Origin of the sequence: Rhodopirellula islandica, from assembly GCF_001027925.1 — a bacterium.
In the GTDB taxonomy this organism is placed as follows: Bacteria; Planctomycetota; Planctomycetia; order Pirellulales; family Pirellulaceae; genus Rhodopirellula; species Rhodopirellula islandica.
The window spans coordinates 201,374-213,078 of sequence record NZ_LECT01000028.1; the positions used below are offsets into that span (position 1 = coordinate 201,374).

8 protein-coding genes are annotated in these 11,705 nt (G+C 57.5%); 6 read left to right on the forward strand and 2 right to left on the reverse strand.

What is annotated here, in order from left to right; translation table 11 throughout:
* Positions 1-43: 43 nt before the first annotated feature.
* From RISK_RS14435 to RISK_RS14450, 4 genes are all read left to right on the forward strand, one after another.
* Positions 44-1,945: an HlyD family secretion protein gene (locus tag RISK_RS14435; protein ID WP_047814996.1), complete on the forward strand. Its 1,902-nt coding sequence runs from the start codon at positions 44-46 to the stop codon at positions 1,943-1,945.
* A complete protein-coding gene (locus RISK_RS14440) occupies positions 1,942-2,805 on the forward strand; it encodes an ABC transporter ATP-binding protein (protein ID WP_047814997.1) in 864 nt (287 codons plus the stop codon). Before RISK_RS14435 ends, RISK_RS14440 begins: the two co-directional genes overlap by 4 nt.
* Entirely contained in the window at positions 2,802-4,133 is a 1,332-nt protein-coding gene (locus RISK_RS14445) for an ABC transporter permease (protein WP_047814998.1), read from the forward strand. Before RISK_RS14440 ends, RISK_RS14445 begins: the two co-directional genes overlap by 4 nt.
* Positions 4,134-4,271: 138 nt before the next feature.
* Complete coding sequence (locus RISK_RS14450) at positions 4,272-5,738, forward strand: Gfo/Idh/MocA family protein (RefSeq protein WP_047815078.1); 1,467 nt, start codon at positions 4,272-4,274, stop codon at positions 5,736-5,738.
* 262 nt (positions 5,739-6,000) lie between these two features.
* Here RISK_RS14450 and RISK_RS14455 read toward each other — a convergent pair whose 3' ends face one another.
* Entirely contained in the window at positions 6,001-7,131 is a 1,131-nt protein-coding gene (locus tag RISK_RS14455; RefSeq protein ID WP_047815079.1) for a HEAT repeat domain-containing protein, read from the reverse strand.
* 331 nt (positions 7,132-7,462) lie between these two features.
* Here RISK_RS14455 and RISK_RS14460 point away from each other — a divergent pair, with 331 nt between their 5' ends.
* Positions 7,463-8,380 carry a phosphoadenylyl-sulfate reductase gene (locus RISK_RS14460; protein ID WP_047814999.1) on the forward strand — a complete coding sequence of 306 codons (918 nt, stop codon included), beginning with the start codon at positions 7,463-7,465 and terminating at the stop codon, positions 8,378-8,380.
* 36 nt (positions 8,381-8,416) lie between these two features.
* Positions 8,417-8,842 (forward strand): Rrf2 family transcriptional regulator, encoded by a 426-nt coding sequence (locus tag RISK_RS14465; RefSeq protein ID WP_047815000.1) that lies wholly within the window; start codon positions 8,417-8,419, stop codon positions 8,840-8,842.
* Between the two features lie 633 nt (positions 8,843-9,475).
* On the opposite strand, the gene RISK_RS14470 is transcribed toward RISK_RS14465, so the two are convergent.
* Positions 9,476-11,530 (reverse strand): flagellin, encoded by a 2,055-nt coding sequence (locus tag RISK_RS14470; protein ID WP_047815080.1) that lies wholly within the window; start codon positions 11,528-11,530, stop codon positions 9,476-9,478.
* Positions 11,531-11,705: the final 175 nt, after the last annotated feature.

Consider the following 11,705-nt stretch of genomic DNA (forward strand, 5'->3'; position numbering starts at 1 on the left):
CGTTAGCCCTCCGTCCTCTCCCCACGGCCCCCGCCTGAAAATCATGCGATCATCCCAATCCAGCCCACGACGGCAGAATGTCGTTGCGGAGCGAAGTCGCGTTCGTTCGGCTCGCCATCTCCTTTCACATTCCCGCGGTTGCCATTCCCAGGGGATGGCAGCGGCCGATTCAGCCAATCCGCCACGGACCGGCGGGATCCTGATCGGATTGTTGATCTGCTTGGTCCTGCTCGGAGTGGGCGGTTACTTCGGGTACCAGCGATACGTCGCCCAGCAATCACAGATCAGCATTGATGATTTGATTGTCACCAAGACCACCAAAGCCGCTTTCGATCACACCGTCATCGAGCAAGGAGAAATCGAGAGCAGCAGCAACACCGAAATCGTCTGCCAGATTGAAACGCGTGGTGGTTCGGGAACCTCGATTCTGTGGGTCATCGACGAAGGTTCGCGAGTCCGCAAGGGCGACAAACTGGTCGAACTGGACTCCTCCAACCTGGAAGTCGAACTGAAAGAAGATCGCATCCAGGTGATCACGGCGGAGGCCAATGTGGCGACCGCATCGGCACTGGTGGAGCAAGCCAAGATCGCTCGGGAAGAATACCTGGAAGGGGTCTTCAAGACCGACGAGAAAACGATTCAAAGTGAAATTGCGGTCGCAGAACAAGAGCTCCGCAAAGCTCAATTGGCCATCGGCAGTACCGAACGCTTGGTCGCCAAAGGTCTGGTCAAATCACTGCAACTCGAAGCCGACAAGTTCGCACTCGCCAACGCTCGCAACCAATTGGAATCGGCCGAAGCCCGCTTGAAGGTTCTGCAAAACCTGACTCGCCGAAAGATGTTGGTCCAGTTCGACAGCGACATTGATGCCGCCGAAGCCACCCTCTCAGCCGCTCGTGCGGAACTGCTCTCGGAGCAACAGGAACTGGCCGAAGTCGAGCAACAAATCGAACACTGTGTGATCTATGCCCCAACCGATGGCGTGGTCGTTCACGCGAACAAATACAGCTCACGCGGTGGCAACGCTGAATTCGTTGTCGAGGCCGGGGCCCAAGTTCGTGAACGCCAAGCCATCATTGAACTTCCCGATCCCACACGCATGCAGGTTCGCTGCAAGGTCAACGAATCACGGATCACCCTGCTCAAAAAAGGCATGCCGGCGAAGATTCGTTTGGACGCCTTGCCCGATGTCGTTCTCAAAGGTCGCGTCACCAAGGTGAACCGTTACGCCGAACCAGGTAGCTGGTTCAGTTCTTCCGTCAAAGAGTACGCCACCACCATCGAAATCATCGACCCACCGGAAATCATCCGCACCGGCATGACGACCGCCGTCGAAGTCTTCATCCAACAAATTCCGGAGGCGACTCAAGTGCCGATCCAGGGATTGTACGAACACGGCGGCAACATGTACTCGCTCGTGCAAACCGGCCCCATGGCCTTTGAAACTCGACAAGTCGAGGTGGGTGCCATCAATGACACAATGGGCCACATCCTGTCGGGATTGGAACCGGGTGAACAAGTCATCTTGAACTTGCGAGAGCATTTGAACCTGTTGGACCTGCCGGAAATCATCGCCGAGGACAACAGCGAAATGCGAGACATTCGCGAAACCGCACCAGCCGGCACAGAAGCGGCATCCGATTCGGAAGCCAAACCTGAAGGCCGCCCCGGCGCTGGACCTCCTGGTGGAGGACGTCCCGGTGGAGGACCTCCCGGTGGCAGAAAACCTGGTGCGGGCAAACCTGGCGGCAATGGTGGCAACCGGGGCCCAGCAGGCAACGCAGAAAGCCTCCACCGCTCCCGTCCGAACCAACTATCCTCGACGGAGGCTACCGTCGATGGTGTGGCAGCCTCCGACTCGACCTTGGAAGAGCCAGCAGCGATTCTTGAAGCTGACACACCGTCACTCAGCGAGGTCACTGACACTCCCCCGGTCGCATCATGAGCGTCCCAAACGCCTATGACTCTCAGACACCGGTTGCATCTTCGAGCGGCACTGCCTTGGCATCAAACAAAGAATCCGAATCGGGCGCAAACGGAAAGCGTCTTGCGACCAGCATCAAGAAACTGACGAAGGAATACGTTCTCAAGAGCGAGACCGTGCGAGCACTTCGCGGCGTTTCCTTTGATGTTCCGGAAGGTGACTTCGTTGCCATCATGGGACCCTCGGGAAGCGGCAAAAGTACACTCTTGAATCTGCTGGGATGCTTGGACCAACCGACCTCGGGCCACCTGATGCTGGGCGACGACGACATCGGAACCATGACCGATGACGAGTTGGCTGATATCCGAAGTCGCCGCATCGGGTTTGTGTTTCAGTCCTACAACCTGATCCAACAACTCAGCGTCGTTGAGAACATTCAGGTGCCGCTCTACTACCAAGGCAAACTTGGCCCGGAGCAACACAAGCATGTGGTCGAACTGGCTGGACGCGTGGGCCTGGGCGACCGCCTCGATCACCGCCCCAATCAACTCTCTGGTGGACAACAACAACGCGTCGCGATCGCTCGCTCGTTGGTCAACGATCCGTTCTTCATCCTTGCGGACGAACCAACAGGAAACCTGGATTCGGTCACCACCGAAGAAATCCTGACGCTCTTCGATGTGCTCAACAGCGAAGGCCGAACCATCATTCTGGTGACTCACGAAGACGATGTGGCGGACCGCGCCAAACGAGTCGTGCGACTCAAAGACGGCATGTTGCATAGCGATGAATTGGTTCCTGAATCGCAACGCAAAAAAGCTCGTGAAGCACAGCGTTCCGCTGCCCAAGCCATCCTTGCGAAACAAGGGCTCGAATCATGATGTGGCTCCGTACCTTTTCGCTGGGCGTCAAAAGCCTGACCCTGCACCCGCTGCGAACCGGGCTGACGATGCTGGGCATCCTGATTGGTGTGTGGGCCGTGATCGTGCTGACCGCGATCAGCCAAGGCGCCAGCGACCAAGTCCAAAAGCAAATTGAATCACTCGGCGCAACGACGATCATCGTGCGAACGGTCAAACCACCGGAAGAAAAGCTCGCGGAAAGCTCCGCCTCGAAATACGGGCTGTTGCGTTCCGAACTCGACCAAATCATTTCGACTCTGCCAACGATTCAAAAGGCAGTTCCGATTCGTGAGATCCGTCGCCAGTTCACCTATCGAGACAAACTGTGTGATGGCCGTTTGGTGGGTAGCACGCCTGGCTATGCCACCGTCAATCAACTCAAGATTCGCGAACGTGGCGGACGGTTCCTGACCGACGCCGACGGGATGACCAACGAAAATGTCTGCGTCATCGCAACCGGCGTGGTCGAACGTTTGTTCCCCTATGAAGAACCCATCGGCAAGCGAATCTATATCCCCGAGCACACGGATTACTACCGAGTGGTGGGCGTCCTGGAAGCTCGCAACCCATCCGCCGCCATCGGTGGATCCTTGGATTCGCAGGACTTTTCCAAAGACATTTACATCCCGATGCAGACGATGCAAAAGCGCATCGGCGACACAATCGTGACGCGGCGAAGCGGCCAATTTCAAATCGAAATGATGGAGCTGAACCAAATCACACTGCAGGTGGAAAAGGTCTCGCAAGTCCGAACCACCGCCGCTGTGATCCAAAACATCTTGGCCCCCAAACACGCGGATGTCGGTGACATCGCCGTCGTGGTCCCGCTGGAATTGCTCGAACAAGCCCGCAACTTGCGTTTGATGTTCCTGGGCATTGGGATCTTGATCGCCTGCATTTCTCTGCTGGTGGGTGGCATCGGAATCATGAACATCATGTTGGCCAGCGTCACCGAACGCACGCGAGAGATCGGGATTCGACGTGCCCTGGGTGCGAAACGGGCCGACATCGTCCGACAATTTTTGGTCGAAACCATTGTCCTCAGCTTTGCCGGTGCCTTTCTGGGGATTTTATTGGGCTTCGCCGGCCCACCGATGTACCGATTGTTCATGGGATTGGTTGCCAGAGGGTTCCCGGAACAGTTCGAAGCCCTCCCCAGTGCAATTCGCGATTCGCAACCAGCGATCGTTTACGAAACCATTCCTTTGGCGGTGATCATCGCTGTCTTGGTGGGTTTGGTCAGCGGGTTGTACCCCGCGATTCGCGCCGCCCGGATGAATCCCATCGAAGCCCTGCGGCACGAATAAGATACTTTGGCGTGCGGGAGAGACTCTCCCGCTAACCGAGCCACTGGGGTGCTTTGCCTTTCCTAAGCACCATCCGCTATCCTGGATAGCATGAACCTCAACGGTCCCCCCGTCTCCCCACTTCATAGGATCTACAACATGCGTGAAGTCTCGACTTCAAATCTCGGCAGGCGTCAATTTCTAGCCGGTATGGCAGCAGGAGTCGGCACTGTCGCCCTCAGCAGCCCCCTCCGCGCCGCTGCCAACGAAGAAGTCCGCATCGCCGTCCTCGGTGCCGGCGGACGCGGCGGTGAATTGGCCCGCACCGTCCATGGTGTCAGCGGGGCCAAACTGGTCGCCGTGGCGGACCCGGATCAAAAGCGAGCCGCTTCCCTGGCAGGTAAATTCGGAGCCAAGCCCTACACCGATCTGCGGGAAGTCTTGGACCTCGACAATGTCGATGCCGTTGTCATCACGACCTGCAACCACTGGCACTGCTTGGCTGCCATCTGGGCCATCGATGCTGGCAAAGATGTGTACGTGGAAAAGCCCTTGTCGCACTCGCAGTGGGAAGGACGCCAAGTCGTTGAAGCCGCCAAGAAGTCCGGCGCGATCGTTCAACTGGGAACTCAACAGCGCAGCGATCCCATCCAAATGGAAGCTCGCCAGTTCCTGCACAACGACAAAGGCCTCGGCGAAATCAAATACGTCCAAGCCAACCGGCTCGGGGTTCGCGGACCAATCGGCAAACGCGACACGCCACTCGAGATCCCCAAGGAAGTCAACTACGACCTGTGGCTTGGCCCTGCTCAAGACCAACCCATCATGCGGAACAGCCTCCACTACGATTGGCACTGGGACTGGAACACCGGCAGCGGTGAAATGGGCAACTGGGGTGTCCACATCTTGGACGACATTCGCAACGTCGCTTACCAAGACCAGGTTTCAACCCCCTCCAAGATGATCGCCGCTGGCGGACGCATGGCCTGGAACGACGCGGGGCAAACCCCCAACGCTCACTTCGCGCTGTTCGAAACCGAACTCTTCCCGACCGTGATCGCGTTGAGCAACATGTCGATCAAACCGGGCGAAAAAGGCAGCTGGAAAGTCCCCGGCGGCAAGCCCATGACAGGCCCCAACAGTGGCTATGTCATCGTTTGCGAAGGGGGCTACTACCTTGGCCAACGTGGCACTGGAAAAGCGGTCGACTTGGATGGCAAAACCATCCGGACCTTCAAAGCCAATGTCAGCACCGTGCCGGCTCACGTCAGCAACTTCGTCGAAGCAGTCAAGAGTCGCAAAGCCGACTCCCTGGCCGCCCCGATCGAAAACGGTCACTACAGCACCGGTTGGTGCAACCTGGCCAACGTCGCCATGCGTTGTGCCAGCACTTACAACGACGAACAGGTTCGTTCCGCGTCGGACTTGCCCGCTTGGTCAGCCGTGCTCGATGACATGCACGAATCGCTGAAACGATACGGCGCCGACCTGTCGGAACTGAAGTCTGGCCCGATGCTGACGCACGATTCCAAGACGGAACAATTCGTGGGTGAAAACGCCGACGTCGCCAACCCGTTCTTGCGTCGTGAATACCGTCCTGGTTACGAAGTCAAACCCGTCGCCTGATTGGACCGGGCAATCATCCGTCGAGTTGATGAATATTAACCGCCGTGCGTTAGCACCGGTTTCTACAACCCAACCGGGCCTCACGGCTTGTTGATTTTGTTGTAGGTTGGCCACTCTTGGCCGACATCCACAACTCTGACGGGCAAGAGTGCCCATCCCACATGCGATAAAACGTTATCGACGACGAAATCAAACAACGAACGCCTTGGTGAGCCCGCTCACCAAGGCGTTTTTGTTTTGTCTGGCCACGATTGCCTCATACTCAACTGTCGCGTCGCAAATCCGAGCGTGGCGGTGAACGCAGATCAGCGAAGTACTTCTTCCAGGCTGATTTGTCGTAGCCGAAGTCGACGTCGGGTGCGATCGACCGAAGCAACTGCAAGACTTCCGCGTGACGGTGTGGCGTTTTGATGACCACCTGCTTGCTGCCTTGAGAGAACCCGCCACCTCCCTGGTTGTCGAAACCGGCTCGCGAACCGCCACCAACCTGCTGCGTTCGCTCTTCGATCGTGATCAAGGCGTCGATGTAGGCAAACGCGGCTTCCGAATTGGGAAAGAACGAGAGTGCACGAGCGGCCGCTTTGACCTGCTGCGGGTTGTTGCTCTTCAACCACGGCATGTAAGTCGCTACCGCTGAACTGGTCTCATTGGATTGCAACCAACGCAAGGCTTCTTCGCGAATCACATCGTCCGGTTCCAGCAACCCTGTTTGGACAATCGCCTCCACCGCCACGCCGGTTCGAAGCTCCATCAATTTCCGCAGCCACACCATCCGCACGGGACGCAAGCTCGAGCCCCGTTTCTGCGAATCGATCAGCTCCTTCGCGATCGCTTGTGACGCCAATGGATCCTCAATCGCGTTCAACTCGGCCATCGCTTCGGCATCGCCATTTTTGATCTTTGAAAACTGTTGCTTGATCGTCTTGATCCAACGCTTGGCGGTTTTGTCGTTCTGATCGGCGGCCTTTCGCCAAGCCAGGACCTCGGGCAGAACCCATTGTCCCCGGCGGTCTTTCACCAAACCTTGGTTGCGTCGCCAAACTTCCGTGAGAATCCACTTGCCATCACGCTGCGTGTACCCCAGCGCTGCCCTGGCATTGGGATGATCCGGCAGCAAGTCAATGGTTCTCATCAAATGATACTGGCGTTGCTGCAACAGGTTGTTTTGCTTGCACCAAGTCGCCAACTCGTAGTGGGCCTGCCCGTCTTGACCAGCTTCCGCGACATGGCGTCGGTATTCACTCAGCTTTTCCTCGCCGACAATCATCCGCGAATTCGCTTTCGCGATCGCAACGGACAGTTCTGGATCGACCTGCACCAAGACATAAGGCGTTTTCTTGCCCTCGACTTCGCGGACTTTGCCGGTCAGCTGCCCACCGGTGCTCAGCAGCAGCGTGTCCGCCGTCGTGCTCGCCATCGGGATGCCGGCCAGACCCATCGCGCACACCACCCCCACCATCCCCCGCGTCTTCCGACGGGAAATGGGTCGATGATTCAGGTTGGCGTGAGGGAAAACGTGCATGTTCCAGATCCTTGGCTCAGACGGCGAAAGAGAGCGTCTCACCCCAATTATACGTCAAACTCGCGGGGATCCACTTTGATCGACTCAAGCGGATCCCGCTGGCGGCCGATGGGGATACTTGACCATTCAGATCATGTTTGTAAGGTTTCACAATTCCAAAGTCATTCCGACGGCTTTTTTGGCGGTCTGGAGATGAGTCGCAATGCCCATTCGCCTGAACGAGACAGCCGTGGTGAACCCCACCGATGTCCCCTCTGAATTCGAATCTCCCCCTGCCTCGGATGAGTCAGTGCCCAAACCATCTCTGCGCGTGCTGACGCCCGCTGAAATCGCTCACAACGCTGCTGCCGCGGGCCCTGACGTCGACGCTCAGGGCATCCCGATGAAACGTGGCGCCTTGGCAGCCGATCCGCCCCTGAACCCCACGGACGAGTTTTTGGCGGAACTGAAACGAGACAGTGAGTCGCTGGAATCGGCCACGCCACAGGAAATTTTGAAGTGGGCCGCGGATCGATTCGCTCCCAAATTCACGATGGCGACCGCCTTCGGCCCGGAGGGCATGACGATCATTCACATGCTGGCGACCATCGCGCCGGAAACTCCGATTTTCAATCTGGAAACCGGTTACCAGTTCCAAGAAACCCTCGATCTTCGCGAGACGGTGAAGCAGCGTTATGGCATCGAAGTCCAGTACAAGTACCCGGACACAACGGTCGAGGAGTTCGAAGCTCTCAACGGTGGACCGCTCTACCAAACCGATCCGAACCGCTGCTGCTTTGAACGCAAACTGAGAGTCCTGCACCGGGCGGCCAGTGGATGGCACGCTTGGGCCAGCGCGATCCGTCGCGACCAAAGCGAAGATCGAGCCAAGGCTCCCATCGTTGGCTGGGACAAGAAGTTCCAACTGGTGAAAATCAGCCCTCTGGCGAACTGGACCAAGAAGGATGTTTGGTCGCTGATTACCAAAGAGAACATTCCTTACAACCCGTTGCACGATCAAGGTTACCCGAGCATTGGATGCCAAGCCTGCACGCGCCCCGTCCAAATTGGCGAAGACGAGCGAGCGGGTCGGTGGACGGGATTCCAAAAGACGGAATGCGGACTGCACACCGCGGATTGACGTAGATCGGTTGCCCCCTGCTCGGAGAATTTTGCGATGGTGATCAACGCTGCCGTTCACTACGCCTGCTTGGCGATGATGGATTTGGCCATGCACAGCAACGACGGGCAACCGGTCCGCACGTCCGAGATCACCTCGCGCCACGACATCCCGGGACCGTATCTGGTTCAGATTCTGCGCACACTGAAGTCCACCGGCTGGGTGCGCGCCGTGCGTGGCGCCCAGGGCGGCTACGTCTTGGCCGTCGACCCCGACTCGATCACGTTGCTGGACATCGCCGAAGCGATTGGATGCACGGAATCCACTGACCGAGGTGACCAACCCATGTCAGACGCGCAGCGCGCCCTGCAACGACGATGGAACGAAGCCTCTGAGGAATCCCGAGCACGTCTGGCTCGCGTCCGTCTGGGCGATGTCATCCGAGAGTGCCAAGACGTCGCCGCCCCGATGTTCTACATCTGAGCGCGTACGCAGACGTCATCGGGTATGTGAGCCGTTTGGGCGTTCGCCCCGGTTGTACATAGGAACAGTGACGTTTCCCGAAACGGTTCCAATACCGAAAGCCCCCTGCAGTACCGATTTGCCAAGCCCTTCTATTCACCCTCCCTCAGAACGTTCGATCAATCAGTGGTGGCTGGCGTCAGGGTGTCGCCCCGGATGGGGCCGTCGTGCTTAGCTCGGGGCGGAAGCCCCGAGAGACTGATACCGGAAAACAAACGGTCGCCCCGGATGGGGCCGTCGTGGGAATGGGGGTTGTCCCTCGCTCACGCGTCGGGTTGTGATTGACGGTCTTGGCCGACAGCCACCACTCGGACGGGCAAGGGTGACTGGTTGTGTGTGTCCGGTTGATCGAACAACCGCGGAGCGGTGACAGTCGACAGCGTCGGGTTTCAACCCGACGTCGCGGATGCCCCCACCTCAATCCAAAGCCGCGGAGCGGCGACAGATCGTTCCTTGATCCGGCCTACTTAGCTCGTCCACCACGACAGGGATTGAACGTGCGTTGCTCACTCCCAAACAAACAACGCCACCGATCCCATGACTTGGAACCGGTGGCGTTCGTTCTTAAAAGTTTGCCTGGGCCAAAAGCGAATCTTACCCGAGCAAGGACAACACGTTTTGTGGGTTCTGGTTGGCCAACGAAAGCACGTTGGTTCCCGATTGAACCAGGATCTGTGCCCGGGTCAAGTTCGCCGACTCTTGTGCAAAGTCAGCGTCACGGATCGAGCTCTCGGCTTCTTCCAAGTTCGCGAGCGTCTCGTTCAAACTCACCAAGTTGCTTTCCAGACTGGTGGCTTGGAATGCACCGAGTCGACCACGCAGGCTGGTGACTTTGTCGATCACTTCGTCGATGACCGAAGCCGCTCCGTTGACATCGTTGGTCAAACTCTTCGCTTGCCCACTTCCCAGTTCGTACAAGCGGCCCGATGCACCACCAAGCTGACCGGTGCTCAAGCTTCCGATGCCCAAACGAGCTTGTTGATTGCTGGTGACGTCCGGTCCCAACTGGAACAACGCTCCACCACCCGTGATCGAGAACGAGAAGTTGGCGGAACTCCCGTTGTCAACGGTCACTTCCAAGTCCAGCGACGACGTGTTGATCGACAACGTGTTGGCACGTCCGTCAGCTTCGACGCCGTTGACGGTGGCCGAGATATCCTGTCCCGTCGCTCGCGCCACGGTCAAAGACGATTCGAAAGTTCCCGAGTCCCCCTCATTGATCACATCAATGTTGATCAACGCTTCCGACCCGTATTCGGTCGAAGTGAACGTCAACGCGCCGGTCTCTGTGCTGGCCGAAATCCCCGTGCTGTCGCTGACCAAATTGATCGCGGCTGCAATCTGATCTTGTCCGGTTCCACCAGCGAAGTTGAACGTTTCGGCTCCCTGGGCTCCGTTGAGCTGAAACACCAAGTCATCCAAAAGCACTTCGCCACCCGTGTTGGCAGTCGTCAGTGGCGACTCAGGAGCAACGAATGCGTTTGCTCCCGAGTTGTTGGTGCTGGTGAACAGGTTGGTGCCTTCCGAGTCCTGGACAGCATCAATGGCGGTCGCAATCGCTGCGTAATCCCGGTTGGTGGACGTTGCGGCCTGCGAGTTATAGGTGACCGTCAGAATCTTTTGCTCCTCGTCAAACGATGCGGTCGCAGCGTCATCGGCCAACGCATCATTCAGGTCCACAAACTCGACCTGAACATTGTTGAATTCCGATCCTTCTACAATGGCATCGACTTGGAAGGCGACGTCCGCCGTGACTCCGGTGGGCAACGCTTGTGTTCCAGCAACCGCAGTTCCCGAAGCAGAGAACCCATCCAATGCGTCGATCAACCCTTGGATCGCAACCGCACTCGCATCTGCGTCAGCTTCACCAACATTCAAAGAGTCACCCGTGAAGTTGCCGGTGACGGTCAACACCCCGGTCGTGTCATCATAGGACACAGCCCCCGTGTTCGAATTGTTGGGATCATCGACGAAGGCGACGCTGGTGAAGCCGTCTGGCCCCACAATATCGATGGCCTCCCCGTTGATGTCCGCAGTCGTTGAGCTGCCAAAGCTGACGGAAGCTTGTGATGCGGCACTGAAACCACCTGTGGTCACCGTCGCTTGGGTGGCCTCCGACTGAACCACCACTTCCACGTCGATCTGGCCGGTGATGCCAAGGTTTGCTTGGTCGATATTGATATCACGGATCGAATCAACGCCGCCCGCAGTCGAAACAAAGTCCAACGAACCATCGAGCAATTTGCGACCTTGGAAGGTCGTGGTCTGTGCAATCCGGTTGATCGCTTCCAAAGAAGAGTCGATCTGCAACTGGTTGGCAGCGATCTCTTCTTGGGACAACGCCCCGTTGTTGGCTGCTTCCACCACCAAACCGCGAACATCGTTGAGCAGGTTGCTGACCTGCCCCAAGGCACTGTCGGCGGTGCTGATGATTTGGCTGGCACGACGGGTGTTGGTGATCGCTCGACCAAGGCTGGTCACTTCGCTTCGCAAGGCCTCACTGGCAATCAAACCAGCGGGATCATCCGCACCACTGTTGATTCGCAAACCCGTGCTCAACCGAGTCAATGCCGTTTGCAAGTCATCGTTGCTAGCCTGCAAGCGGTTTTGTGCAACGAGCGACGAAACGTTGGTATTGATTCTTGTCATGGGTGGCGAACTCCGTTTCCGATTGACTTCAATCCAAGTCGGGAAAGGCCGCAAATCCGCGGTCGTGACTTAGAAGCAAAAATGGGGGCAGCGGCCTCATGCCGCAAACCGGTGATTGATTTCTTCGATCCTATCGTCCGGCTCGCCCCGATGATGGCAATCAAACCGGCTGAAT

Excerpts from the sequence above, each read along its gene's own strand:
- RISK_RS14435 (WP_047814996.1), top strand. The coding sequence starts at position 44 with ATGCGATCATCCCAATCCAGCCCACGACGGCAGAATGTCGTTGCGGAG.
- RISK_RS14440 (WP_047814997.1), top strand. The coding sequence starts at position 1,942 with ATGAGCGTCCCAAACGCCTATGACTCTCAGACACCGGTTGCATCTTCG.
- RISK_RS14445 (WP_047814998.1), top strand. The coding sequence starts at position 2,802 with ATGATGTGGCTCCGTACCTTTTCGCTGGGCGTCAAAAGCCTGACCCTG.
- RISK_RS14450 (WP_047815078.1), top strand. The coding sequence starts at position 4,272 with ATGCGTGAAGTCTCGACTTCAAATCTCGGCAGGCGTCAATTTCTAGCC.
- RISK_RS14460 (WP_047814999.1), top strand. The coding sequence starts at position 7,463 with ATGCCCATTCGCCTGAACGAGACAGCCGTGGTGAACCCCACCGATGTC.
- RISK_RS14465 (WP_047815000.1), top strand. The coding sequence starts at position 8,417 with ATGGTGATCAACGCTGCCGTTCACTACGCCTGCTTGGCGATGATGGAT.
- RISK_RS14470 (WP_047815080.1), bottom strand. The coding sequence starts at position 11,530 with ATGACAAGAATCAATACCAACGTTTCGTCGCTCGTTGCACAAAACCGC.